Consider the following 23,546-nt stretch of genomic DNA (forward strand, 5'->3'; position numbering starts at 1 on the left):
GCCGGAGGACACCGCATGCAACACGCCAAGCGCTGGCTGTACCTGGTCCACCGCTGGGCCGGGGTGGTGCTGTGCACCTTCTTCGCCATGTGGTTCTACTCGGGCGTGGTGATGATGTATGTGGGCTACCCCAAGCTCACGGCCACCGAGCGCCTGGAACACCTGGCGCCGCTGCGCGGTGCCCCCATCGCGCTGGAGCCTGCCGATGCGCTGCGCGCCGCAGGCATGGACGGCAAGCCCCTGGCCGACCTGCGCCTGGCCGTGGCCAGCGGCGGGCGGGCCGTGTACCTGCTGCAGCCCGAGGGCGCGCCCAAGCGCCAGCCGGCCACGGTGGTGGATGCCGCCACCGGCGAGGTGTTGCGCAGCGTGGACGCGGGCCGGGCCACGGCATCGGCCCAGGCCTTCGCGGGCGCATCGGAAGGCGCCCCGCGCCACCTGGGCACGCTGGACGAAGACGCCTTCACCCACTCGCGCGCGCTCGACGCGCACCGCCCCCTGCACCGACTGGCCCTGGGCGACGCGGCGGGCACCGAGGTCTATGTCTCGGGCACCACGGGCGAGGTGGTGCGCGACGCCACACGCAGCGAGCGCGGCTGGAACTACCTGGGCGCCTGGATCCACTGGCTCTACCCGTTTCGCGGCAATGTGTTCAATGCCTGGTGGGCCGACATCGTGAACTGGCTGTCCATCGCGGGCATCGTGCTCACCCTCACGGGCACGGTGGTGGGCGTGCTGCGCTGGCGCTTCACGCGGCGCTACAAGAACGGCTCGCGCTCGCCCTACCGGGGGTTCATGATGCGCTGGCACCATGTCTTCGGCCTGCTGTTCGCGGCGGTCACGCTGACCTGGATCTTCAGCGGCCTGATGTCCATGAACCCCTGGAAGATCTTCGACAGCGGCGCCCCGGCCCTGCGCCAGCAGGCCATGCACGGCGGCCCACTGGTGGTGCCGGCACAGGCGGCCAGCGTGCAGGCCCTGCTGGCCGCGGCTTCGCCCAACACGCGCGAGCTGCGCTGGGTGCGCCACGCCGGCCACACCCTGGTGCTGGCCGCCAGCCCCACAGGCGCGCCCGCCGTGCTGGACGCCGCCACAGCACAGGCCCAGACCTTCAATGCGCAGTCACTGCAGGACGCCGCGGCCCGCTTGGTGGCCGCCCCAGTGGCCCGCGCCGAGCTGCTGCGCGATTACGACCTGCACTACTACAGCCGTGCCGCCCACACCATGACGGGCGGCGGTGACAAGCCCCTGCCCGTGCTGCGCGTGGTGTTTGCCGACGCCCATGCCACCTGGGTGCACATCGACCCGCACACCGGCGCCGTGCTCGACAAAAGCGACACGCACCGCCGTGCCAGCCGCTGGCTGTTCGCCCTGCTGCACAGTTGGGACTGGGCGCCGCTGCTGGCCAGCCGCCCGCTGTGGGATGTGCTGCTCATCGTGCTGAGCCTGGGCGGCGGGGTGCTGAGCGCCACGGGCGTGGTGGTGGGCTGGCGGCGGCTGGTGCGGCCGTGGCGGGGCACTGAGCAGGCAGCCAAGGTGGGCGCAAAATAGTATTGAAACCTCTTGTTTCACAGAGATACACTACGTAACGCCCAGGTGGCGCACAGCAGCCATGCCGCGTGCACCCGGGCCGCGCTGTCTTCAACACCAAAAACCACCCACTTTGCAAAGGCCCCCCATGCAATCGATCCGTACCGCGCTCACCGGCGCCCTTCTCGTCCTGGCTGCGGGCACATCCGCCCTGGCCGCCACCGACTACAACAAGCCCCCGGCAGGCGACGCACAGTACCGCCAGTGCCTGGGCTATGCCGCCAAGCTGTACGAGGGCGGCGACGAGAAAAGCCCCATCAAGGGCCAGACCAAGGCCCAGGCCTGGTGCACCTGCATGTGGAACGAGACGCCCGACGACTTCAAGGGCAACCTCGTGACCTTTGCCGAAACCCGCAAGGGCAAGGAAACCAACAAGATCTGCGAGAAGCACTCCGACTGGAGCGAATGAGCCGCTCGCCTGGCCGCACGCCAACGCAGCAAGCCGCCTTCGGGCGGCTTTTTCATGCCGGCGTGGGCTCAGGCGGGCTCGTCTTCACCGTGCTCTCGCCCGGGCAGCACCAGGTTCAGGCCCACGGCCACCAGCGCGCCCACGGTGATGCCCGAGCCGAAGACCTCGCGCACGAAGGCCGGCAGGCGCCCCAGCAGCTCGGGCCGCACCGTGACGGCCAGGCCGCAGCCCAGCGAGACGGCGATGATGAGGGTGTTGCGCCGCGAGGGCGCGGTGCTGGCCAGCATGCGGATGCCGGCCGCGACGATCATCGCGAACATCATGAGCCCCGCACCGCCGAGCACGGGCTGCGGAATGGTCACCACCAGCGCGCCGAGCACCGGAAACAGCCCTGCCAGCAGCAGCATGACACCGGTGAGCGTGACCACGTGGCGGCTGGCCACACCGGTGAGCGAGACCACGCCCACGTTCTGCGCGAAGGTGGACAGCGGCGGGCTGGACATCACCGCCGCGAAGGCCGAGCCCACGCCGTCGCACAGGATGCCGCTGGCCAGGCGCTTGCCCGGGATGGGCGTGCGCGTGGCCGCACCCAGGGCCATGAAGGTGCCCGTGGTCTCGACGATGGTGACCAGGAAGGCGATGGACATGGCGAAGATGCCCGAGACCGGAAACGCCATGCCGAAGTGCAGCGGCTGCGGGATGGCGAACACCGGCGCCTCGCGCACCTGGGTGAAGTCGATCAGGCCGAGCGCCAGGCACAGCACATAGCCGCTGGCGATGCCCAGCACCACGGCACTGGCCGAGACCACGCCCTTGCCCCACTGCACGAAGGCGATGACCAGCGCGAGCACGAATCCAGCGATGGCCAGGTGGCCCACGGCGCCATAGTCGCTGGCGCCCACGCCGCCGGCTGCCCAGTCCACCGCCACGGGCGTAAGCGACAGGCCGATCAGGGTCACGACCACACTGGTGACGGTGTGCGGGAAGAAGCGGCGTATCACCGGCATGAAGAAGCTGCCCACGATCATCACCAGCGAGCCCACCAGCGAAGAACCCAGGATGCCGGCCACGCCATGCTCCAGGCCCACGCTGATGCCCGCGCCGACAAAGGCGAAGCTGGTGCCCATGACGCAGGGCAGGCGTATGCCCACCGGCCCGACCCCCTTGCACTGGATGATGGTGACGATGCCCGAGCCCAGCAGCGCGGCATTCACCAGCGCCACGATCTGGTCGGCCGGTAGCTTGAGCGCGCCACCCACCACCAGGGGCACGGCGATGATGCCGCCGAGCGCGGCCAGCAGGTGCTGCAGCGACAGCAGCACCGTGGTGGCGATCATCGGTGGACGGTCTTCCACCTGGTAAAGCAGTTGTTGTTCCATTGTCTTGTCTCCTTGTTCGTTGGCCCTTTTGCAGGGCACTTGTCGTCATGTGAGGAATGCGGTCACTGGTGGGGCGCGTTGCCGGGGCTCCTTGCGTGCGATGGCGGGCGGCATGCGCCCAGGAGGAACCGGGCCCGCCCGCAAAGGGGAGCCTGGTGGTGGGTGGATCGGTGGATAAAGCGATCAGTGGCCGGCCGAGGCCCGCTCGAACAGCGTTTGCGCCAGCACGTTGTGGCGCCCCAGTACCACGGGCAGATCGGCCGTGAGCAGGCGGCCGCGCTCGACCACCACACGGCCGTTGATGACGCTGGTGTCCACGTGGGACGGCGTGCAGAACACCAGGGCCGCCACCGGGTCGTGGCCTGCGCCGGCATAGCCGACGGCCGACATGTCGAAGGCCACGAAGTCAGCCGACATGCCGGGCGCCAGCGCGCCGATGTCGTCGCGGTTGAGCACGCGCGCACCGCCTAGGGTGGCGATCTCCAGCGCCTCGCGCGCGCCCATGGCGGCCGGGCCATGGCCCACGCGCTGCAGCAGCAGGGCCTGGCGCGCCTCGCCGAGCATATGGGCACCATCGTTGGAGGCACTGCCGTCCACCCCCAGGCCCACGGGCACGCCGGCATCGCGCATGGCGCGCACGGGCGCGATGCCCGAGGCCAGGCGCATGTTGGAGCAGGGGCAGTGGGCCACGCCCGTGCCGGTGCGCGCGAACAGGGCAATGCCCTCGGGGTCGAGCTTGACGCAGTGCGCATGCCAGACGTCGCGGCCGACCCAGCCCAGGCTCTCGGCGTACTGCGCGGGGGTCATGTCGAACTTCTCGCGCGAAAAGGCCACGTCGTTCTCGTTCTCGGCCAGGTGGGTGTGCAGCGACACGCCGTGGGCGCGCGCCAGCAGGGCCGACTCGCGCATCAGCTCGCGCGTCACCGAGAACGGCGAGCACGGCGCCAGCACCACGCGCAGCATGGCGTGGCGCGAGGCGTCGTGGTACTGCTGGATGAGGCGCAGGCTGTCGCGCAGAATGGCCTCTTCCTCCTCCACCACCGCATCGGGCGGCAGGCCGCCCTTGCTGCGCCCCAGGCTCATGGAGCCGCGCGCGGCGTGAAAGCGCATGCCCATCTGCTGCGCGGCGGCAATGGCGTCGTCCAGGCGCGCGCCGTTGGGGTAGAGGTACAGGTGGTCGCTGGTGGTGGTGCAGCCCGAGAGCATGAGCTCGGCCATGGCCGTCTGGGTGGAGACATGCACCATCTCGGGGGTGAGGTGCGACCACAGCATGTAGAGGTTGGTGAGCCAGGAAAACAGCTCCGCATCCTGCGCCGCGGGCACGGCGCGCGTGAGGCTCTGGTACATGTGGTGGTGGGTGTTGACCAGGCCGGGCAGCAGCACGCGGCCGCGCATGTCCAGCACCCGGGCCCGGCCTTCGTCGGCCATGCGGCGGTATTCCAGCGGCAGCTCGGCCGTGGGGCCCACCCATTGCACGGCGGGGCCGTGGGCCACCAGGGCGCCATCCCGGATCTCGCGGCGCTGCGCGTCCATGGTGACGAGGACATCGGCGTTCAGGGCGATCAGGGGGGTCGGCGTGGTCTGTGTGCTCATGGGGGGCGGCTTCGCTTGTTGTGCAGATGCGGTGCCGCCAGTCTAGGAAGGCCGATGCCCGCGCGATAGCGCCGAATTGCGCTCGGGGTGTCCACAAAATGTGGACAGTCGCAGCCCGCTCAGCGCGCGCCGGCGTACAGCCGCGCCAGGGCATCGCCGATGTTGGCGGCCATCAACTCGGCCGCGGGGCTGAGCTGCCCCTTGGCACGCGCCGCCAGCACCAGGGTCTGGCGCGCCAGGTGGGCGTCGCGCAGCGGCACGAAGACCAGGGCGTTGCGCGCGCGCTCTTCCATCACGTCCAGCGGATTGAGCAGGGCAATGCCCTCGCCCAGCACCACCAGGCGCAGGATCAGCGCCACCGAGGTCGACTCGGCCACGGGCGTCACCGTGATGGCATTGCGCGCAAAGGCCTCATCGAGCAGCGTGCGGATGGTCAGCTGCGGCGCCGGCAGGATGAGCGCATGGCCGATGCAGTCGCTGAGAAGCACCGAGGACTGGCGCGCCAGCGCATGCCTGGGCGGCACCACGGCGCCGATGGGCCATTCGCTGGCCGACAGCGTGCGCAGCGCGGGCTTGAGCGACAGGTCGTAGCCCAGGCCCAGCTCGGCCTCGCCGCGCTCCACGGCGGCAGGGATCTCGGTGATCGGCAGGTCGATGGTGCGCACCGCGATGCCCGGGTAGCGCTGGCGGAACGCATGCACCAGCGAGGGCAGCAGCGAGCCCGCCAGGCCTGCCGTGGTGGCCACGGTGATCTCGCCGCGGCGCTCGTCCTTGAACTCGGCGATGCGCTCGCGCAGCGCGGCATGCTCGCGCAGCGTGCTGCGCACATGGGCCAGAACCATCTCGCCCAGCGGCGTCAGGCGCAGGCGGTTGTGGATGCGGTCGAACAGCGGCGCGCCCAGCTCCGCCTCCAGGTCCAGGATCTGCCGATTGACCGCCGTGGGCGCCACGTGCAGGTGCTCGGCCGCCTTGCGGATGGAACCGCGGCGCACCACTTCGTCGAGGTAGCGGAGAACTCGGGCGTGCATGGCGCGCAGATTACCCGGTTTGCCGCCAAGTGCTGCAACCAGCGGACTGCTAGCGCTTGCCCGACCTCAGCGTGCGGCTGAGCAATATCACCGGCACCAGCCCCACGGCCACCAGCGCCAGCGAGGGCAGCGCGGCCTCGCCCAGGCGCTCGTCGCGGGCCAGCTGGTAGGCCACCACGGCCAGGGTGTCGCTGTTGAAGGGGCGCAGCACCATGGTGGCGGGCAGCTCCTTCATCACGTCCACAAAGACCAGCAGCGCCGCCGCTGCGGTGGAGCGCTTGAGCAGCGGCCAGTGCACGCGCGCCAACAGGCCCGCGCCGCCCGTGCCCAGCATGCGGGCCGAGTCGTCCAGGCTTTGCGGGATGCGCGCATAGCCGCTCTGCATGGACTGCAGCGCCACCGCGCAAAAGCGCACCAAGTAGGCCCAGACGATGCCCGTGGCAGTGGCGGTGACCAAGGCGCCCAGGCCCCACTGGGGCGCGGCGGCCTGCAGCCAGCCCACGGGCAGCAGCAGGCCCACCACGATGACGGCGCCGGGCACGGCGTAGCCCAGGCTCACCAGCTGCACCACGCCGCGCGTCACGGCGTCGGCGCTGAGGCGCACGGCAAAGGCCAGGGCCAGCGCCACGATGACGGCCAGCACGGCGGTGATGGCGCCCAGGCGCACGCTGTTGCCGGCCCATTCGATGAAGCGCGCCCAGGGCAGTACCGACCAGTCGGCCGCCAGCGGGCGCAGCATGAACACCACGGGCGCGACAAAGCCCATCAGCACCGGCAGGCCGCACACGGCCCAGGCCAGCAGGCGGCGCCCACCGCGCAGCGCCATGGGCTGCGCCTCGGCCGAGCCCGCGCGGCCCAGGCCGGCGGCAAAGCGCATGCGCTTTTGCGCCCGGTGTTCCAGGTGCAGCAAGGCCATCACCACCACCAGCAGGATGGTGGCGAGCTGCGCGGCGGCGAGCCGGTTGTCCATGGACAGCCAAGCCTTGTTGATGCCGGTGGTGAAGGTCTGGATGCCGAAGTAGCTGGCCACGCCGAAGTCGGCCAGGGTCTCCATGAGCACCAGGGCCACGCCGGCGGCCACGGCCGGGCGCGCCAGCGGCAGCGCCACGGCGCGGATGCGGCGCGGCAGCGGTGCGCCGAGCAGGCGCGCGGCCTCCATCAGGTGCGCGGCGCGCTCGCCCAGCGCGGTGCGCGCCAGCAGGTACACATAGGGGTAGAGCGAGAAGATGAACACCCAGACCGCACCGCCCAGGCTGCGCACCTCGGGTAGCAGCCGGCCTTCGAGCCCGAAGGTGGCGCGCAACCCCACCTGCAGCGGGCCGCTGAACTGCAGGAAGTCGGTGTACGCATAGGCCGTGACATAGGCCGGCATGGCCAGGGGCAGCACCAGCAGCCATTCGAAGGCGCGCCGGCCCGGGACGTCGAACAGCGTGACCGCCGCGGCCGCGGCCGTGCCCACCGTGGCCGCGCCCAGCGCCACCAGCACGCTCAGCCACAGCGTGGTCCACACATAGCCGGGCAGCACGGTGGAGGCCATCTCGCGAAGGATGGGGCCGGCCAGCGCGTCGGCCTGCCCGATCGGCAGCCACGAGGCCAGCACCGCCAGGACGGGGAGCACCAGGATGCCGGCGAGCAGGACCAGGGGAATGGTGTGGAGGCGAAAAGGTGTGCGGCGCAAGGCGAAAGGGCTCGGCAAAGGGGTCAGGGCATGCCGGCCCCGCGCCCGGGGCGGCAGGGGAGTTCGGAAATGCAAATGCGAATTTTAAGCATTTGGCCCAGGCAACCTAAAATGGGACCATGTTCCTAGAGGTCTCCCAACTTGAAGTGCGCTATGCCGGCCGCCCCCGCGCGGCGGTGCAGAACGTGTCCCTGGGCCTGCGCGCGGGCGATATCGGCGTGCTCATCGGCCCCTCGGGCTGCGGCAAGACGACCTTGCTGCGCGCCGTGGCCGGGCTCGAACCCGTGTCGGGCGGGCAGATCAGCCTGACGCAGAAGGTGGTCAGCAGCGCCAGCGTGAGCGTTGCGCCCGAGCAGCGGCGCATCGGCATGGTGTTCCAGGACTATGCGCTGTTTCCGCACCTGTCGGTGGGGCGCAATGTGGCCTTCGGCATCCACCACCTGCAGCGCGCCGAGCAGGCGGCGCGCGTGGCCGAGGTGCTGGCGCTGGTGGGCCTGGCGGGCAGCGAGCAGCGCTTTCCGCACGAGCTTTCGGGCGGGCAGCAGCAGCGCGTGGCGCTGGCGCGCGCGCTGGCACCGCGCCCGCAGCTCATGCTGCTGGACGAGCCGTTTTCGAACCTCGACGTGGACCTGCGCGAGCGCCTGGCGCACGAGGTGCGCGGCATCCTCAAGGCCGCGGGCGCCACGGCCCTGTTCGTCACGCACGACCAGCTGGAGGCCTTTGCCATCGGCGACGTGATCGGCGTGATGCACGAGGGCCAGCTGCACCAGTGGGACGATGCCTACACCCTGTACCACCGCCCGGCCACGCGCTTCGTGGCGGATTTTATTGGCCACGGCGTGTTCGCGCCCGCCACGCTGGTGCAGCGCGGCAGCAACGTGGTGGCGCAGACGCCCGTGGGCGAGCTGACCGACCTGGCCGAGTGTCCCCTGCCCGCGAGCTACCCGGGCGGCGAATGCGATGTGCTGCTGCGCGCCGACGACATCGTGCACGACGATGCGTCGCCGGTGCAGGCGCAGATCGTGCGCAAGTCGTTCCGCGGCTCGGAGTTCTTGTACACCCTGCGCCTGGCCAACGGCCAGACCGTGCTGGCCCACGTGCCCAGCCACCACGACCATGCGCTGGGCGAGTGGATCGGCATACGCGCAGAGGCCAACCATGTGGTGACATTCCCGCGCGAAGCGCAGCCCGCCTGAGCGGCCGGGCCGCGCTTCACCGAAACGTCACGGCGCCGTCACGCAAGACGGCAAGAATCGGTTGCAATTCGTAGTATCACCGGTTCCTGCATGTCTTCTCTTGCCAGTCGCCCGGCCGCTGGAGCCTCCGTCCAGGCGGTACCGCCGTCCTCTCTTCCCGCCCAATGGGGGGCCAGCGCATGAACGGCCCCGATTTCGAACGCTTCCAGGCCAACGCGCAGGACTGCGGCGTGCTGTTCTACTACGCAGGCGAGTTCACCCCGGCCGTGGTGGCCGCGGCGGCCGACTCGCTCAAGCAGCGCCTGGCCACCGAGGACGCCTCGGGTCCGGCCAAGCGCAAGCTGTTCTCCACCTTCGTGGAGATGGCGCACAACATCCTGCACTATGCCGTGCCGCCCGAAGACGGCGCAGCGCCGGCCGCTGATGGTGCGGCCACTGCGGCCCCCGGCCCCAAGGGCGCCATTGGCGTGGGCAAGGACCTGCCCGGCGATGGCCAGGAGGCCGAGGCGGCCCCCGCGCAATACTGGATCGTATGCAGCAACGCGGTGGACATCGCCCATGTGCCGCGCCTGACCGACAAGCTCGACACCCTGCGGGCCATGAGCCTCGAAGAGATCAAGCAAAGCTACCGCGAGCAGCTGCGCAACCCCGACCACAATGCCAATGACACGTTGAGCAAAGGCGCCGGCCTGGGCCTGTTGACGATTGCACGCGATGCCAGTGCACCGCTGGAATACAGCTTTGCCTCCACGCCGGAGACCGAGGGCCGCACGGCACAGTTCCACGTCAAAGCGCGGATTTGAACAGGTGCGTCCGCAGGGGGCGCCAGTTCAATCGAGAAAGCGCCCAGCATGCTCAGGGGCCGGCACCATGCACACCTCCGACCGCCCCCAGATGCGGTAGCGGTTGCGCGCCACCCAGCGGTACAGCGCATCGCGCAGCGGCGCCGGCACCAACCAGCCCACCCAGGCCAACCGCCAGGGCCAGCCCAGACGGTGCAGCACGCGCAGGATGGCGGACGTGCGCTGCCAGCTCTTGCCGCCCTCCATCACCAACAGGGTCTGCAGGCCCTCACTAGCCGACAGGCCCGCCTCGCGCAGCAGGCGCACGCCCTCCTGCCCCTGCATGGACGCAAAGCGGATGCGCCCCTGCCGGTCATGGCGCAGCAGGAACTGCACCCATCCGTTGCACAGCAGGCACTTGCCGTCGAAGACGACGATCATGGCATGGGAGGCACCCGCAGGTGCCCCTGGTAAGCCACCACACGGCCGATCCAGGGCACGCTGGCCTGCACGTCGAAGTGCAGCTCGTCATCGCCCTGCCCCGTCTCGCGCGCCACGATGGCCGGCTGCAGCCAGCGCGGGCATGGTATGCCCAGGAAACGCATGCGCACCAGGCGCATCTCCAGCCGGCCGCCCTCCACCGCCGACAGGCCGAAGCGCAAGCGCGCCGCGCCCATGTGCTCCTCGACAAAGCCCGGTGCCTCGCGCAGCGTGGAGCGCATGGTGCGCATGGGGAAGATGCGGGTCCAGACCTCGGCGGCGGGCGTGGCATCCAGCTCGAAACGGATCGCCCCATGCCCTGCCTGCTGCGGCGCCCCCAGCCCCCAGGCCAGCACACGGCCCAGCAGCGATGCAGGGGCCTGCACCTGCACCTGGCCGTGCAGCACCTGTGGTCCAGCCAGGCGGTGAAAACGCGCCACGGGAGAAGCCAGCCGATCAAAGTCACCGCCCATGACGCGCTGGTACAGCGTGGCGGGTGCGGTGGAGGCAATGGAGTCGTTCATGGGTCCGGAGGATCAAGGACAAGAGACTGCGTGCATCCAGTCTACCTGCCCTGCAACGCAGGCAAAAAAATGCGGGCCGGCGCCCGCTCATGCCGCCAGGGTGCCTGCATCAACCTTTGGGCTTGCGCTGGAGCGCTTCCAGTGCGTTCAGGTCCACCTGCGACAGCATGCCGCGCAGGTCCTGCACGCCCACACGGTCGCCTTCGATGCCGACCACCACGCCGTTCTTGAGCACCGTCTTGAACTCGGCGCGGCTGCCGTCCTTGCGGTAGCTTTGGTGCAGCGTGCGGCCATTCTCCTGCCAGGTCTTCTCGGCGCTGTTCTGGTCTTCCTTCTCGCCCTGGCCCATGCCCATGGCCAGGGCCGCCATCTGGCCCAGGCCGCCGATGTCGATGATCTCGATGCGCACGCGCTTGTCACCGCTGCCATAGGAGGCGCTGGCCTGGCTGGTGGGCAGGCCCAGGGCCGCGCCGTCCTGCACGTCAAAGCCCGTGCGCGGCAGGTCGGCCAGCTTCTCGGGCAGCGCGGCCTTGAGCGACTGGGCCGCCACGGCCTGGCCGCCACCCATCATGCCGGCCGCAGCAGCCACGGCACCGCTGTTGGCGGCGGCAATGGCGGCAGGGTCCTGGCTCTTCTGGGCCTTTTCCATCTGGCGCGCGGCCTCTTCCATCTTCTTGCTGGCGGCTTCCAGGCCGGCGGTGTCGATGGTGACCTTGCCACCGGGGGTGTTCATGGTGATGGCCGGCGCGTCCGAGGAGCCGCTGAACATGGCGGCGCCGCGCGGCGCGAACAGCGTGCTCACCGCGCCGATGACGATGCCGACCACGACCCCGGCCACGATCACCACCGCCGTGTAGGCGATCGACTTTTCGGGATTGTTCTTCATCAGCACCGGCAGACCCAGGTACACCAGGTAGATGGAGTACAGCGCCGTCAGCAGGCCCAGTATCGACAACAGGGGCAACAGGGTGAAGATGCCGCCCAGCAGCGCCGCCGTGCTGCCGTAGACCGCGACCTTGAGCGCCTGGATCTGGTTCTTCTGGCCACCGAAGGTGGGGGCCAGCGCATCGATGATGAGGCCGAGCACGAACACCCCCACCAGGCTCAGCACGTACGAGACCACCATGTTGGTCAGGCCCCAGAGAATGGGCACCCGCATGGTAAAGCCGAAGCCCCCCACACCGATCAGCGACATGCCGATGAAACCGCAGACCGCGGGGATCACCGCCAGGATCATCAGGTACTGGGTGTACAGGCCTGCCACGTCGGCAGGCTCGGACTCGATGGTGGCCCAGGTCTCCTGGGGCTTGAGAAGAATGCTCTTGACGCGTTCAATCAGGTTCATGGGTGGCCTCCCCGGCGCAGTGAATGGACGACGCCTGCACTTCACCATGAACGCAGGCCTGTCGACTGGTGCGGACGATAAGGCAATCAGGCTGCGTTTGAGCCGCCCACCTCTGCGCCCTGCCGTTGCAAACGTGGAATATGCACGGTTTCGGACAGGCAGGCTACTCCGGCTGTCCGAACTGGCCGCAACGGAAGAACGGCAAGGTGCGCCCCGGCGCAGGGCCTGCGCCAGAGGCTGCGGGTATCAGCCCTGCACAGGTGGAGCAGCCACCGGCTCGCGCGGCGTCTCGGAGGGCGATTGGGAGGGTGGCGGCTCCGGCGTCTGGGCCGGGGTCTGGCTGGGCGGGGCCGCAGGGGTCTGCTGCGGCGTTGTGCTGGTGCTTGGCATCGGAGGCTGGTAGGGCGACGATGCGGGCGGAACGGCAGGCCGCAGCCCCGGCACGATGGCAGGCGTGTTGACGCCCTGGGCGTTTGCAATGGCGGCACCGGCCACAAAGGCCCAGAAAGCCGCTTGCCGGAAGATTGCTCGCATCATGGTGGATCACGCTCCGTAGGCCGGGAAGGATGGAACCACTATGGGGCAAACCACCGGGCCCGGTCTGTCGGACAACATCGCCAAGCCGGGCGCCTGCAGGGTACGAAGGTTCCGCCCGGCCGGTCGGCCTCAGAAAGCGTGGCGCACGCCCACGGCCACGCCGCTTTGCAAGCCGCCTGCGGCGGGCGCCCCTGCGCAAAGGCGGGGTGGACATCGCCCTGGGCCCATGCCCCCGGATTGCCGCCCGGCGAATTCGTGGTGGAGACCCTCATGCCCATCACCACCACCGAGACCCCCAAATGCAGGATGAAATGCCATTGCAGGGGAACCCAGGCGCCCGCCCGTGCATCGACCCTTGTGACTGCCACCCAGCCCCGCCCCCTGCGGCACGGCAATTGCAAGCGCCCCGCCCATGCACCACCACCAGGAACCCGATTTCTTCCACAACGTCCGCGACGAACTCAAGGACGGCCGGCGCTGGCTGGACCGCTCCATCGTGCTGGCCTATGCCTGCGCGGCCGGGCTGTGCGTGGTGGCGTTCACACTGCTGGCCGATGCAGCCTTCGAGCTGTTCATGCACATCTACCGCTGGCAGGGCGGCTGGGCCGTGCTGCTGTGGATGCCGGCCGTCACGGCGGCCGTGGTGTGGGCCACGCGGCGCTGGGCGCCAGGGGCGGCGGGCTCGGGCATCCCCCAGGTCATGAGCGCGCTGGACCCGGCGCTGCAGCCGGGCTGGCGCGGGCGCTTCGTTTCGCTGTGGCTGTCGTTCGCCAAGATCGTGCTGGCCAGCGCGGGCTTCCTGGCGGGCCTGTCCATCGGGCGCGAGGGGCCGTCGGTGCAGGTGGCTGCGGGCGTCATGCACCATGCGCGGCGCTGGTTCGACCCGCGCTCGGGCATCACCGCGCATGCGCTGCTGGTGGCCGGCGGCGCGGCCGGCATCGCGGCGGCCTTCAACGCGCCGCTGGCCGGCGTGGTGTTCGCCATCGAGGAGCTGTCGCGCAAGCTGGAGTCGCGCAGCAGCGGCGTCATCATCGCCGCCATCGTGCTGGCGGGCTTGATGGGCGTGTCGGCCTTCGGCAACCTGAGTTACTTCGGCCGCATCCAGGTGCCGCGGCTGGACTGGGACGCCCTGCTCCCCGGCCTGGCCGTCACGCTGGCCTGCGGCGTGCTGGGCGGGCTGTTCGCCAAGCTGCTGGCGGCCTCGCTCACCGGCACCGGCGAGCGCGCCTGCCGGCTGCGCGCGCGCTTTCCGATCCGCTTCGCGGCGCTGGGTGCGCTGGTGGTGGCCGTGATCGGCCTGGTCACGGGCGGGGCCACTTTCGGCGCAGGCTCCGAAGCGGTCAAGCACATGCTGGCAGGCCAGGCCGACATGCCGGCGTTCTATGTCACGCTCAAGTTCATCGCCACCTGGCTATCGGCCTGGCTGGGCGTGCCCGGCGGCATCTTCGCGCCCTCGCTGTCCATCGGCGCGGGCGTGGGGCACAACGTGTCGCTGCTGCTGGGCAGCGACATCGCTCCCGCCCTCATCGCCATGGGCATGGCCGCCTTCCTCGCGGCCGTCACGCAGGCACCGCTCACGGCCTTCATCATCGTGATGGAAATGGTGGACGGCCACGCCATGGTGCTCAGCCTCATGGCCGCCGCCATGCTGGCCAGCCTGGTCTCGCGCATGCTGGCGCGGCCGCTGTACGAGACGTTGGCGCAGGCCATGGTGCAGTCGGTGGCGGTGCCGCCACCATCCGAGTCCACAGGCCCCGCGCCCGTGCCGCCCACCTCGCCTGGCGCCACGGCTGCGCACCGATGACACTGGGCGACAGCAGCGCCCCACGGATCTGCACCACACCACGCGCCTGCGCCCGAACGCATACCCCGCCAGATGCGAGGGCAGCTCGGGCTTCTCGCTCTCAGCTGCGCCGCAACCGGTCCACAGCCCCCTGCAGATCCTGCGTGAACACGCGCCGATCCCGCCCCGCGGGCAGCTGCGGCTCGCCATAGTGCACCACGGCCTCGATGGCCGGGGCGCTCAGGGTGCGCCAGAGGGAGCCGACCAGGGTTTCGTCGCCGATGTAGCTGGGGGCGAAGCTCAACTCGCCCGTGGTGCGGTCGACGAAGCGCAGGCCCACAGGTTGCACGGGGGCGTTGGCGGCCACGGCGGCCTGGATCAGGTTGGCGTGGAAGGGCAGGATCTCGCGGCCATCGCCGGTGGTGCCTTCGGGGAACACGCCGAGCACCTCGCCGCGCTCCAGCGACTCCTGCATGGTGCGCACCATGCGCAGGGCGTCGCGGCGCGAGGCGCGCTCGATGTACAGGGTGCCGGCGGCAGTCGCCAGGCCGCCGATCAGGGGCCAGGCCTTGACGTCGGACTTGGAAACAAAGCGGCAGTGGCGCGCCGCGTGCATCACCGGGATGTCGAGCCAGGAGATGTGGTTGGCCACCAGCATGACCGGGCCGGTGACCGGGGGCTGGCCCAGCAGGCGCAGCGAGATGCCGGCCTTGGCCAAGAGCTCCATGGACCAGGCCTGCACGCGGGCGAGCTGCTGGTCGGGCGAGAGCGCAGGAAAGCGCAGCGCCACGATGGCCATGCCCTTGAGGATGTGGCCCAGCATGCGCACGAGGCGCCATATGGCGCGCAGGGCCCTCATGGCAGCACCGTCATTCGCATGGAGCCGGCTCAGCCGCCGCGGTCGAAGGCGACCTGCCCGCCGACCAGGGTGGTGCGCACGCGGCCGGGCAGCTCGTAGCCCAGGAAGGGCGTGTGCTTGCCCTGGCTGCGCAGGGCCTCGCCCTGCACCGTCCAGGCGGCAGCGGGGTCGAAGATGCACAGGTCGCCCACGCCGCCTTCGACGATCTTGCCCACGCTGGCCTGCAGGGTGCCCAATGCGCCGCCCAGCACGCGTGCAGGCTCGCTGGTGACGACGGCGAGCGCACGCTTGAGCGGCACGCCGCTGTCCTGCGACCACTTGAGGGCCAAGCTGAGCAGCAGTTCCAGCCCGGTGGCGCCGGGCTCGGCCTCGGCGAACGGCAGGGTCTTGGCGTCTTCGTCCACGGGGGTGTGGTCGCTCACCAGCACGTCGATGGTGCCGTCGGCCAAGGCGGCATTGAGCGCATCGCGGTCGCGCTGCTGGCGCAGTGGGGGCGACAGGCGGGCGCGGCTGTCGAAGAAGCCGATGTCCACGTCGGTCAGGTGCAGGGAGTTGATGCTCACGTCGGCCGTGACCTTGAGGCCCTCGGCCTTGGCGCGCCGGATCAGCTCCACGCCCGCGGCGCTGCTGATGCGGCACAGGTGCACATGGGCGCCGGTGCTGCGCTGCAGCTCGAAAATGGTATGCAGGGCAATGGTCTCGGCCGCCACGGGCACGCCCGAGAGGCCCAGGCGCGTGGCCAGCGGGCCGCTGGCAGCCACGCCCTTGCCCAGGTGCAGGTCCTGCGGGCGCAGCCATACGGTGTAGCCGAAGGTGGCGGCGTATTGCAGCGCGCGCTGGGTGACCTGGGTGCTGGCCAGCGGTACCTCGGCCTGGCTGAAGCCGACGCAGCCGGACTCGGTGAGTTCGGCCATCTCGGTGAGCACCTCGCCGGCCAGGTTGCGCGTGAGCGCGCCCAGCGGGAACAGGCGGCTCTGGTGCAGCTTCTCGGCGCGGAACTTGAGCATCTCCACCAGGCCGGGCTCGTCGAGCACGGGGTCGGTGTCGGGCGGGCAGACCAGGCTGGTCACGCCACCGGCCACGGCCGCGGCCATTTCGGATTCGAGCATGCCTTCGTGCTCGTGGCCGGGCTCGCGCAGGCGCGCGGCCAGGTCCACCAGGCCGGGCAGCACGTAGCAGCCGGCGGCGTCGATCACGCGGTTGGGGGCAAAGTCGGGCGGCACGCGGTTGATGCCGACGATGCGGCCCGCGGCCAAGGCGATGCTGCAGGTCTGGTCAAGGCCGGAAGCGGGGTCGATCACCCGGCCGTTCTGGATGAGTATCTTCATGCTTCATTTCCTGCAACGATGGACATGACGGCCATGCGCACTGCGATGCCGAAAGTGACCTGCGGCAGGATCACGCTCTGCTTGCCGTCGACCACGGCGGAGTCGATCTCCACGCCGCGGTTGATGGGGCCGGGGTGCATGACGATGGCGTCGGGCTTGGCCAGCCGAAGCTTTTCCTGCGTGAGGCCGAAGCTCTTGAAATACTCCTGGCTCGACGGCAGCAGCGCGCCGCTCATGCGCTCGTTCTGCAGGCGCAGCATGATGACGACGTCAGCATCCTTGATGCCCTCTTCGAGCGTATGGCACACGCGCACGCCCATCTGCGACATGTCGGACGGCACCAGGGTGCGCGGACCCACCACGCGCACCTCGGCGCAGCCCAGCGTGGTCAGGCCGTGGATGTCCGAGCGCGCCACGCGCGAATGCAGCACGTCGCCCACGATGGCCACGGTGAGGTTGCTGAAGTCCTTTTTGTAATGGCGGATGGTGTACATGTCCAGCAGCCCCTGGGTGGGGTGGGCATGCCGGCCGTCGCCCGCATTGATGACGTGCACGTGGGGGGCCACGGGTTGGGCGATGAGGTAGGGTGCGCCCGATTCGCTGTGCCGCACCACGAACAGGTCGGCCGCCATGGCCGACAGGTTGGCGATGGTGTCGAGCAGCGATTCGCCCTTGCTGGCCGAGCTGCGCGCGATGTCGAGGTTGATGACGTCGGCCGACAGGCGCTTGGCCGCGATCTCGAAGGTGGTGCGGGTGCGCGTGCTGTTCTCGAAGAACAGGTTGAACACGCTCTTGCCACGCAAGAGGGGCACCTTCTTGACCTCGCGGTCGCTGACGCTCACGAAGTTGGCGGCGGTATCAAGGATGTGCGTGACGATGTCGCGCGGCAGGCCTTCGATGGACAGCAGGTGGACCAGCTCGCCATTGCGGTTGAGTTGGGGGTTGCGCTTGTGCAGCACGATCAGGCCTCCCGGGCTTGGTGGACTTGGAACTGGAACCCGCCCTGGGCGTCGCGCGCCAGGGCCAGCGATTGCGTGGCCGGCAGCGCCACGCGCGCGGCGGCGAATTCGGCGTGCACGGGCAGCTCGCGCCCGCCGCGGTCCACCAGCACGGCCAGGCGCACGCTGGCGGGGCGGCCGTAGTCGAACAGCTCGTTGAGCACCGCGCGGATGGTGCGGCCGGTGTACAGCACGTCGTCGAGCACGATGATGTCGGCACCGTTCACATCGAAGGGCAGCGCGGTCTGCGCGCCGGCCGCGAGGCCACGCTGGGCAAAATCGTCGCGGTGCATCACCGACGAGAGCACGCCGGGAGCGCCCGCGAGGCCCAGGTCCTTCTGCAGGCGCTCGGCCAGCCAGGCGCCGCCAGAGGCGATTCCCGCCAACTGGGTGCTGCCCGGGTTCACCATGCTGCGCACGCCGCGCAGCAGCTCGCGGTACAGGGCCTCGGCGTCGAGCACCAGGCTGCCGGACGGTGAAGGTGAATTGGGCGTCGTCATGGTGGAAGATTCCTCAAAAACTGTTCCAGGATGATGCAGGCCGAGGCGGCATCGGCATCCTTGGCACCGCCGGCGATGGCTTCGGTGGTGCTGTAGCGTTCATCGACCTCGAACACCTGCAAACCAAAGCGGCCGCGCAGCTGGCGCCCGAACTTCAGGGCGCGCTCGGTGTTTTCGTGGCTCGCGCCGTCGGGGTGGTAGGGCACGCCGATCACCAGGGCATCGGGCTGCCATTCCTTGATGCGCAGGGCCACCTGCGCAAAGCGCGCGTCGGCGCCCTCGGCCTTGATGGTCTCCTGCGGGCTGGCCGTGCGCAGCATGCGGTTGCCTGAGGCCACCCCCGTGCGCTTGGCGCCGAAATCGAAGGCAAGAAAGGTCTGGAAATGCGCAGGAACGGCAGGCTGAACGGGCAAGCCGGTCATGCGTGCCCCGCCTCGGGCGAGAGCATCCAGGCCTGCAGGCCCAGAAGGCCCAGCGCACGGTCGTAACGCTCGGTCACAGGGGTGTCGAAAATCACCGACAGATCGGCGCCCACGGTGAGCCAGGCATTTTCGGCCAGTTCGGACTCGAGCTGGCCCTCGCCCCAGGACGAATAGCCCAGGGTGATGAGCACGCGGCGCGGACCGGCACCGGTGGACAGGGCTTCGAGCACGTCCTTGGAGGTGGTCATCTCCAGGCCGCCGGGGATGGTCATGGTGGAGGCGTAGACCGACTCGTCGTTTTCGGCCCGGTCCATGAGCATGGGCTCGTGCAGCACGAAGCCGCGCTCGGTCTGCACCGGGCCGCCCTGGAACACGGGTTCGGCGCGCAGGTCCTCGCGGCGCAGGGACAGGTCGACCTTGTCGAACAGGCCCTTGAGCGTGATGTCGCTGGGCTTGTTGATGATGAGCCCCAGGGCGCCACGCTCGCTGTGCTCGCACAGGTAGACCACACTGCGCGCGAAAGACGCATCCTCCAGACCGGGCATGGCGATCAGGAAATGGTGCGTCAGGTTGATGGGCGCAGAATCGATAGACATATTGGCCAATTTTAACGGTGAACATGGAGCCCTCTTATTCCACCGGTCTCGTCTGGTTCCGGCGCGACCTGCGCGCCAGCGACCACGCGGCCCTCTACCACGCGCTGACCGAATGCCGTGCCGTGCACTGCGCCTTCGTGTTCGACACGGAAATCCTCGATCCGCTGCCCAGAAAGGACCGGCGCGTGGAGTTCATCCGCGAGTCGCTGGTCGAACTCGACGAGCGGCTGCGCAGCCTATCGGGCCATGCCATGGGCGGGCTGATCGTGCTGCACGCAGTGGCCAGCGACGCCATTCCCGCTCTCGCGAAGGAGCTCGCGGTCGATGCGGTCTACACCAACCACGACGACGAACCGCAGGCCCTGGCCCGCGACAGCCGGGTGCGCACGCGGCTGGCGGCGGCCGGGCGGGCGTTTCACACCTCCAAGGACCACACGGTCTTCGAGCGCGACGAGGTGCTGACCCAGACAGGCAAGCCCTATAGCGTGTTCACGCCGTACAAGAACGCCTGGCTCAAGAAGGTGGATGCCTTCTACCTCAAGAGTTACCCGGTGGAGCGCCATGCCAAAGCCCTGGCAGCCCGGCCCAAGGCGCATGCCCATGCAGTGCCTACATTGGAAGCGCTGGGGTTCGAGCCCTCGGACCTGAACCGGCAGGCCCTGCCCACGGGCGCCAGCGGGGCGGACAAGCTGTTCGAGGACTTTCGCCAGCGCATTGCGCGCTATGGAGAGGCGCGGGATTTTCCGGCCGTGAAGGGGCCCAGCTACCTGAGCGTGCACCTGCGCTTTGGCACCATCTCGCCGCGCCTGCTGGCGCGCACTGCCCACGGGCTGATGGTGCAAGGCAATGCAGGGGCGGCCACCTGGCTGAGCGAGCTGATCTGGCGCGATTTCTACCACCAGATCCTGGCCCACCACCCGCATGTGGTGGGGCACAGCTTCAAGCCGGCCTACGACGCCATCGAATGGGAGCAAGGGCCCCATGCGAAGGAGCTGTTCGCAGCCTGGTGCGAGGGCCGCACGGGCTACCCGCTGGTGGACGCCGCCATGGCGCAGATCAACCAGACGGGCTACATGCACAACCGCCTGCGCATGGTGGTGGCCAGCTTTCTGGTGAAGGACCTGGGCATCGACTGGCGCTGGGGCGAGGCGTACTTCGCCACCCACCTCAACGACTTCGACCTGGCGGCCAACAACGGCGGCTGGCAGTGGGCCAGCTCCAGCGGCTGCGATGCACAGCCCTACTTCCGCATCTTCAATCCCGTGAGCCAGAGCGAGAAGTTCGACGCCCGGGGCCAGTTCATCCGCAAGTACCTGCCGCAGCTGGCCTACCTGCCCGATGCGGCCCTGCACGCACCATGGAAGGCCACGCCGCTGGAGCTGCAGGCGGCCGACGTGGTGCTGGGAGAAAACTACCCGCACCCCATCGTGGCGCACGACGAGGCGCGTGAGCGCACGCTGCAGCGCTATGCGGTGGTGAAGACGGCAGCAGACTGAAAGCGCACCCGCGTGCGCGGCAGGTCAGAAGCGCGAGATGGGGTCGCGCGGCTTTTCGGCCATTTGCATGCCGCCGTCATCAATGGCCAGACCGTTGCCGGCCGCCAGGCGCAGGCGCAGGGTCACATCGGTGCGGTTGTCGGCATTGGCCACGGCCTCGGCCGGGGTGATGGTGCCGGCTTCCACCAGGGCCAGCAGCGATTGGTCGAAGCTGCCCATGCCCTGCTCGCTGCCGCGGATGATGGCGGTCTTGAGCTCGTCGACCTGGCCCTTCTGGATCAGATCGGCCACGAAGGGGGTGAGCAGCATGACCTCTGTGGCAGGCACCAGGGTGCCCTTGACGCTCTTGATCAGGCGCTGCGCAATGACGGCCTTGAGGCTCAGCGACAGGTCCATCAGCAGTTGCTGGTGGGCCGTCTCCGGGAAGAAGTTCAGGATGCGCTGCACCGACTGGCTGGCGTTGTGCGCGTGCAGGGTGGACACGCACAGGTGGCCCGACTGCGCATAGTGCAGCGCATGCTGCATGGTGGCGCGGTCGCGGATTTCGCCGATCAGGATCACGCTGGGCGCCTCGCGCATGGCGCGGCGCAGGGCTTCGTCGTAGGACAGGGTATCGAGGCCCACCTCGCGCTGGGTCACCAGCGACTTCTTGTGGTTGTGCAGGTACTCGATCGGGTCCTCGATGGTGAGGATGTGGCCGTTGGCGTGCTCGTTGCGGTGGTCCAGCATGGCCGCGAGCGTGGTCGTCTTGCCCGAGCCGGCGGCCCCCACGGTGAGGATCAGCCCGCCGTTCAGGAAGGACAGTTGCTTGAGCACCGGCGGCAGGCCGAGCTGGTCGAGCTGCGGAATGTGCGAGACCACATGCCGCACCACGATGCCGACCTGCCCGCGCTGCATGTGGATGTTGAAGCGAAAGCGCTCACCATCGGGCGTGGTGTACGACAGATCGCACTCCATGGTGGCCTCGAACTCCTCGCGCTGCGCCTTGCGCATCACCGAGTAGGCCATCACGCGGATGTCTTCGGCGCCCATGACCTGGCGCGAGATGGGCACGTACAGGCCCTGGCGCTTGACCGTGGGCGAAGCGCCCGCCAACAGGAACAGGTCGGACGCGCCCTCGCGCGCGACCAAGGCCAGGCAGGCAAGCAGGCGGCTGTCGCCACCGGGTGAAGTCGACTCCATCGGGTTCTCTGGTTAGGCAGTGGGACACGAAAAAGCCGCTTCGCCCATCCCACAAAAAACAACGCCTGCACCGCTGAGGGTGCAGGCGTTGCTTGGTGGGTCAGGCCTCTGCGGCAGCGGCGATGCGGGCGTAGTGCTGGATCAGGCTGAGCAGCTCTTCGTCCGAGTACGGTTTGCCCAGGTAGTGGTTCACCCCGAGCTCCATGGCATGCTCGCGGTGCTTCTCGGCGATCCGCGAGGTGATCATGATGATGGGCAGGTCGCGCAGGGCCCCGTCGGCGCGGATGTTGCGCGCCAGGTCGAAGCCGTCCATGCGCGGCATTTCGATGTCCGACAGCACCACGGTCGGACGCTCTTCCTGCAGCCGCTCCAGCGCTTGCAGGCCGTCGGCCGCCAGGGCCACGCGGTAGCCTTCGCGCTGCAGCAGGCGCTGCGTGACGCGGCGCACGGTGATGGAGTCGTCCACCACCAGGATCAGCGGCACCTGGTTGACACCGGAGGACAGCGGCGTACCAGCGGGCGCGCCGGCTTCCACCTTGTCGGTGACCATCGGCAGGTTCTCGCTGGCGGCACGCACCTGGTCGCCATACCCGGTGGACAGGGCCACCGGGTTGTAGATCAGCACCACGGCACCCGAGGCCAGCACGGACATGCCGGCCAGGCCGGGCAGGCGCGACAGCTGCGGCCCGAGGTTCTTCACCACCACTTCCTGGTTGCCCAGCACTTCGTCCACGTGCATGGCGATGCGCTGCGAAGCGCTTCGGAAAATCACCACCGGGCGGGTCTTGCCGACGGTTTCATGGCTGCGGGTCGAGGCCTGCAGCAGGGCGCCGGCCCAGAAGAAGGGCAGTTGCTCCAGCCCGTCGTCGAAGTGGCCGGCCTTGTAGGCTTCCTGCAGATCGGCCACCGAGGTGCGGCGCACGATCTCCACCAGGTTGGCGGGCACGCCGATGGACAGGTCGCCGGCACGCAGCATCACCACCTGCGTCACGGCCGTGGTCAGCGGCAGCACCATGCGGAAGGCCGTGCCCTGACCGGTCTGGCTGGTGGTCTCGATGCGGCCACCCAGGGCGTTGATCTCGGAGCGCACCACGTCCATGCCGATGCCGCGGCCGGCCAGGCCGGTGACTTCGCTGGCGGTACTGAAACCGGGCGTGAAGATCAGGTTGGCGGCGTCGGCATCGCTGAGTTCCAGGCCGCGCTCGATCAGGCCCTGGGCAATGGCCTTCTCGCGGATGCGCGGCAGGTTCAGGCCGGCGCCGTCGTCGCGGAACTCGACCGACACGTCGTTGCCTTCGTGGTGCAGGTCCACAGTGATGGTGCCCGAGGCCGGCTTGCCGGCGGCCACACGGGCTTCGGGGTTCTCGATGCCGTGGGCCACGCAGTTGCGCAGCAAGTGCTCGAAGGCCGGGGTCATGCGGTCCAGCACGCCGCGGTCCATTTCAATGGAGCCGCCGGTGATGTCGAGCTTGATCTGCTTGCCGGTCTCCTTGGAGGCCTGGCGCACCACGGCGTACAGGCGCTCGGCAATGCCTTCGAACTCCACCATGCGGGTGCGCAGCAGGTCGCGCTGCAGTTCGCGCGCCTGGCGGCCCTGGGCGATCAGGTCGTCTTCGGCGCCTTCCATGGTGCGCTGCAGGTTGCGCTGCACGGTGGCCACGTCGTTGACCGACTCGGCCATCATGCGCGTGAGTTCCTGCACACGGGTGAAGCGGTCGAACTCCAGCGGGTCGAAGCCGGCCGCCGAATCCTTGGACAGGGCCAGGCGCGACTGCATCTGCGATTCTGCCTGCACTTCGATGTCGCGCAGCTGCAGGCGCAGGCGGTCCAGGTTGCCCGACAGG

At 69.3% G+C, this 23,546-nt stretch carries 22 protein-coding genes; 6 read left to right on the forward strand and 16 right to left on the reverse strand.

Annotation, left to right across the window (positions count from 1 at the left end; translation table 11 throughout):
- Positions 1 to 15: 15 nt before the first annotated feature.
- Positions 16 to 1,548: a PepSY domain-containing protein gene (locus ACK59X_RS23060; RefSeq protein WP_409960713.1), complete on the forward strand. Its 1,533-nt coding sequence runs from the start codon at positions 16 to 18 to the stop codon at positions 1,546 to 1,548.
- 127 nt (positions 1,549 to 1,675) lie between these two features.
- A complete protein-coding gene (locus tag ACK59X_RS23065; RefSeq protein WP_409960714.1) occupies positions 1,676 to 1,996 on the forward strand; it encodes a hypothetical protein in 321 nt (106 codons plus the stop codon).
- 68 nt (positions 1,997 to 2,064) lie between these two features.
- Here the strand turns inward: ACK59X_RS23065 and ACK59X_RS23070 are convergent, their stop codons facing one another.
- The 4 genes from ACK59X_RS23070 to ACK59X_RS23085 form a co-directional block, all read right to left on the reverse strand.
- A complete protein-coding gene (locus ACK59X_RS23070; protein ID WP_409960715.1) occupies positions 2,065 to 3,375 on the reverse strand; it encodes a uracil-xanthine permease family protein in 1,311 nt (436 codons plus the stop codon).
- 183 nt (positions 3,376 to 3,558) lie between these two features.
- A complete protein-coding gene (locus tag ACK59X_RS23075) occupies positions 3,559 to 4,968 on the reverse strand; it encodes an 8-oxoguanine deaminase (RefSeq protein ID WP_409960716.1) in 1,410 nt (469 codons plus the stop codon).
- Between the two features lie 119 nt (positions 4,969 to 5,087).
- Positions 5,088 to 5,996, reverse strand: a complete 909-nt coding sequence (locus tag ACK59X_RS23080) for a LysR family transcriptional regulator (RefSeq protein ID WP_409960717.1) — start codon at positions 5,994 to 5,996, stop codon at positions 5,088 to 5,090.
- 49 nt (positions 5,997 to 6,045) lie between these two features.
- Positions 6,046 to 7,674, reverse strand: a complete 1,629-nt coding sequence (locus ACK59X_RS23085) for an ABC transporter permease (RefSeq protein ID WP_409960718.1) — start codon at positions 7,672 to 7,674, stop codon at positions 6,046 to 6,048.
- Between the two features lie 119 nt (positions 7,675 to 7,793).
- Between ACK59X_RS23085 and ACK59X_RS23090 the strand changes: the two genes are divergently transcribed.
- Positions 7,794 to 8,870 carry an ABC transporter ATP-binding protein gene (locus tag ACK59X_RS23090; RefSeq protein WP_409960719.1) on the forward strand — a complete coding sequence of 359 codons (1,077 nt, stop codon included), beginning with the start codon at positions 7,794 to 7,796 and terminating at the stop codon, positions 8,868 to 8,870.
- 179 nt (positions 8,871 to 9,049) lie between these two features.
- On the forward strand, positions 9,050 to 9,673 hold the full coding sequence (locus ACK59X_RS23095) for a DUF6272 family protein (RefSeq protein ID WP_409960720.1): 624 nt from the start codon (positions 9,050 to 9,052) through the stop codon (positions 9,671 to 9,673).
- Between the two features lie 27 nt (positions 9,674 to 9,700).
- On the opposite strand, the gene ACK59X_RS23100 is transcribed toward ACK59X_RS23095, so the two are convergent.
- The 4 genes from ACK59X_RS23100 to ACK59X_RS23115 all read right to left on the reverse strand — a co-directional run bounded on the left by ACK59X_RS23100 (position 9,701) and on the right by ACK59X_RS23115 (position 12,538).
- Positions 9,701 to 10,093, reverse strand: a complete 393-nt coding sequence (locus ACK59X_RS23100) for a thiol-disulfide oxidoreductase DCC family protein (protein WP_409960721.1) — start codon at positions 10,091 to 10,093, stop codon at positions 9,701 to 9,703.
- On the reverse strand, positions 10,090 to 10,656 hold the full coding sequence (locus tag ACK59X_RS23105; RefSeq protein ID WP_409960722.1) for a DUF4166 domain-containing protein: 567 nt from the start codon (positions 10,654 to 10,656) through the stop codon (positions 10,090 to 10,092). The genes ACK59X_RS23100 and ACK59X_RS23105 overlap by 4 nt, the downstream gene beginning before the upstream one ends.
- Before the next feature lie 109 nt (positions 10,657 to 10,765).
- Positions 10,766 to 12,001 carry a Yip1 family protein gene (locus ACK59X_RS23110; RefSeq protein WP_409960723.1) on the reverse strand — a complete coding sequence of 412 codons (1,236 nt, stop codon included), beginning with the start codon at positions 11,999 to 12,001 and terminating at the stop codon, positions 10,766 to 10,768.
- Positions 12,002 to 12,247: 246 nt separating this feature from the next.
- A complete protein-coding gene (locus ACK59X_RS23115) occupies positions 12,248 to 12,538 on the reverse strand; it encodes a hypothetical protein (RefSeq protein ID WP_409960724.1) in 291 nt (96 codons plus the stop codon).
- 412 nt (positions 12,539 to 12,950) lie between these two features.
- Here ACK59X_RS23115 and ACK59X_RS23120 point away from each other — a divergent pair, with 412 nt between their 5' ends.
- Positions 12,951 to 14,342, forward strand: a complete 1,392-nt coding sequence (locus tag ACK59X_RS23120; protein WP_409960725.1) for a chloride channel protein — start codon at positions 12,951 to 12,953, stop codon at positions 14,340 to 14,342.
- A gap of 100 nt (positions 14,343 to 14,442) precedes the next feature.
- On the opposite strand, the gene ACK59X_RS23125 is transcribed toward ACK59X_RS23120, so the two are convergent.
- Genes ACK59X_RS23125 through ACK59X_RS23150 form a run of 6 tightly spaced genes read right to left on the reverse strand, consistent with a single transcriptional unit; the run spans position 14,443 to position 19,024 of the window.
- The gene (locus ACK59X_RS23125; protein WP_409960726.1) at positions 14,443 to 15,180 is read right to left on the reverse strand and encodes a lysophospholipid acyltransferase family protein; all 738 of its coding nucleotides are present in this window, start codon (positions 15,178 to 15,180) and stop codon (positions 14,443 to 14,445) included.
- Between the two features lie 29 nt (positions 15,181 to 15,209).
- Entirely contained in the window at positions 15,210 to 16,508 is a 1,299-nt protein-coding gene (locus ACK59X_RS23130) for a dihydroorotase (protein WP_409960727.1), read from the reverse strand.
- On the reverse strand, positions 16,505 to 17,467 hold the full coding sequence (locus ACK59X_RS23135; protein WP_409960728.1) for an aspartate carbamoyltransferase catalytic subunit: 963 nt from the start codon (positions 17,465 to 17,467) through the stop codon (positions 16,505 to 16,507). Before ACK59X_RS23135 ends, ACK59X_RS23130 begins: the two co-directional genes overlap by 4 nt.
- 2 nt (positions 17,468 to 17,469) lie before the next feature.
- Positions 17,470 to 18,006, reverse strand: coding sequence for a bifunctional pyr operon transcriptional regulator/uracil phosphoribosyltransferase PyrR (gene pyrR / locus ACK59X_RS23140; protein ID WP_409960729.1), 537 nt, complete (start codon positions 18,004 to 18,006; stop codon positions 17,470 to 17,472).
- Complete coding sequence (ruvX, locus tag ACK59X_RS23145; RefSeq protein ID WP_409960730.1) at positions 18,003 to 18,428, reverse strand: Holliday junction resolvase RuvX; 426 nt, start codon at positions 18,426 to 18,428, stop codon at positions 18,003 to 18,005. The genes pyrR and ruvX overlap by 4 nt, the downstream gene beginning before the upstream one ends.
- Entirely contained in the window at positions 18,425 to 19,024 is a 600-nt protein-coding gene (locus ACK59X_RS23150) for a YqgE/AlgH family protein (RefSeq protein WP_409960731.1), read from the reverse strand. Before ACK59X_RS23150 ends, ruvX begins: the two co-directional genes overlap by 4 nt.
- 23 nt (positions 19,025 to 19,047) lie before the next feature.
- Between ACK59X_RS23150 and ACK59X_RS23155 the strand changes: the two genes are divergently transcribed.
- On the forward strand, positions 19,048 to 20,520 hold the full coding sequence (locus ACK59X_RS23155) for a cryptochrome/photolyase family protein (RefSeq protein WP_409960732.1): 1,473 nt from the start codon (positions 19,048 to 19,050) through the stop codon (positions 20,518 to 20,520).
- 24 nt (positions 20,521 to 20,544) lie between these two features.
- Here ACK59X_RS23155 and ACK59X_RS23160 read toward each other — a convergent pair whose 3' ends face one another.
- Positions 20,545 to 21,702, reverse strand: a complete 1,158-nt coding sequence (locus ACK59X_RS23160) for a PilT/PilU family type 4a pilus ATPase (protein ID WP_409960733.1) — start codon at positions 21,700 to 21,702, stop codon at positions 20,545 to 20,547.
- A gap of 100 nt (positions 21,703 to 21,802) precedes the next feature.
- Positions 21,803 to 23,546, reverse strand: a 1,744-nt coding sequence (locus ACK59X_RS23165) for a response regulator (protein ID WP_409960734.1), incomplete at its 5' end; no start/stop codon positions are given.

Origin of the sequence: Acidovorax sp. (assembly GCF_046339755.1) — a bacterium.
In the GTDB taxonomy this organism is placed as follows: domain Bacteria; phylum Pseudomonadota; class Gammaproteobacteria; order Burkholderiales; family Burkholderiaceae_C; genus Acidovorax.

What these genes read in the sequence shown, in the direction of transcription:
- ACK59X_RS23150 (WP_409960731.1), bottom strand. Translation starts at nt 19,024, where the DNA reads ATGTCTATCGATTCTGCGCCCATCAACCTGACGCACCATTTCCTGATC.
- ACK59X_RS23090 (WP_409960719.1), top strand. Translation starts at nt 7,794, where the DNA reads ATGTTCCTAGAGGTCTCCCAACTTGAAGTGCGCTATGCCGGCCGCCCC.
- ACK59X_RS23105 (WP_409960722.1), bottom strand. Translation starts at nt 10,656, where the DNA reads ATGAACGACTCCATTGCCTCCACCGCACCCGCCACGCTGTACCAGCGC.
- ACK59X_RS23160 (WP_409960733.1), bottom strand. Translation starts at nt 21,702, where the DNA reads ATGGAGTCGACTTCACCCGGTGGCGACAGCCGCCTGCTTGCCTGCCTG.
- ruvX (WP_409960730.1), bottom strand. Translation starts at nt 18,428, where the DNA reads ATGACCGGCTTGCCCGTTCAGCCTGCCGTTCCTGCGCATTTCCAGACC.
- ACK59X_RS23065 (WP_409960714.1), top strand. Translation starts at nt 1,676, where the DNA reads ATGCAATCGATCCGTACCGCGCTCACCGGCGCCCTTCTCGTCCTGGCT.
- ACK59X_RS23115 (WP_409960724.1), bottom strand. Translation starts at nt 12,538, where the DNA reads ATGATGCGAGCAATCTTCCGGCAAGCGGCTTTCTGGGCCTTTGTGGCC.
- ACK59X_RS23125 (WP_409960726.1), bottom strand. Translation starts at nt 15,180, where the DNA reads ATGAGGGCCCTGCGCGCCATATGGCGCCTCGTGCGCATGCTGGGCCAC.
- ACK59X_RS23095 (WP_409960720.1), top strand. Translation starts at nt 9,050, where the DNA reads ATGAACGGCCCCGATTTCGAACGCTTCCAGGCCAACGCGCAGGACTGC.
- ACK59X_RS23075 (WP_409960716.1), bottom strand. Translation starts at nt 4,968, where the DNA reads ATGAGCACACAGACCACGCCGACCCCCCTGATCGCCCTGAACGCCGAT.
- ACK59X_RS23100 (WP_409960721.1), bottom strand. Translation starts at nt 10,093, where the DNA reads ATGATCGTCGTCTTCGACGGCAAGTGCCTGCTGTGCAACGGATGGGTG.
- ACK59X_RS23120 (WP_409960725.1), top strand. Translation starts at nt 12,951, where the DNA reads ATGCACCACCACCAGGAACCCGATTTCTTCCACAACGTCCGCGACGAA.
- ACK59X_RS23130 (WP_409960727.1), bottom strand. Translation starts at nt 16,508, where the DNA reads ATGAAGATACTCATCCAGAACGGCCGGGTGATCGACCCCGCTTCCGGC.
- ACK59X_RS23070 (WP_409960715.1), bottom strand. Translation starts at nt 3,375, where the DNA reads ATGGAACAACAACTGCTTTACCAGGTGGAAGACCGTCCACCGATGATC.
- ACK59X_RS23110 (WP_409960723.1), bottom strand. Translation starts at nt 12,001, where the DNA reads ATGAACCTGATTGAACGCGTCAAGAGCATTCTTCTCAAGCCCCAGGAG.
- ACK59X_RS23080 (WP_409960717.1), bottom strand. Translation starts at nt 5,996, where the DNA reads ATGCACGCCCGAGTTCTCCGCTACCTCGACGAAGTGGTGCGCCGCGGT.
- ACK59X_RS23155 (WP_409960732.1), top strand. Translation starts at nt 19,048, where the DNA reads ATGGAGCCCTCTTATTCCACCGGTCTCGTCTGGTTCCGGCGCGACCTG.
- ACK59X_RS23060 (WP_409960713.1), top strand. Translation starts at nt 16, where the DNA reads ATGCAACACGCCAAGCGCTGGCTGTACCTGGTCCACCGCTGGGCCGGG.
- pyrR (WP_409960729.1), bottom strand. Translation starts at nt 18,006, where the DNA reads ATGACGACGCCCAATTCACCTTCACCGTCCGGCAGCCTGGTGCTCGAC.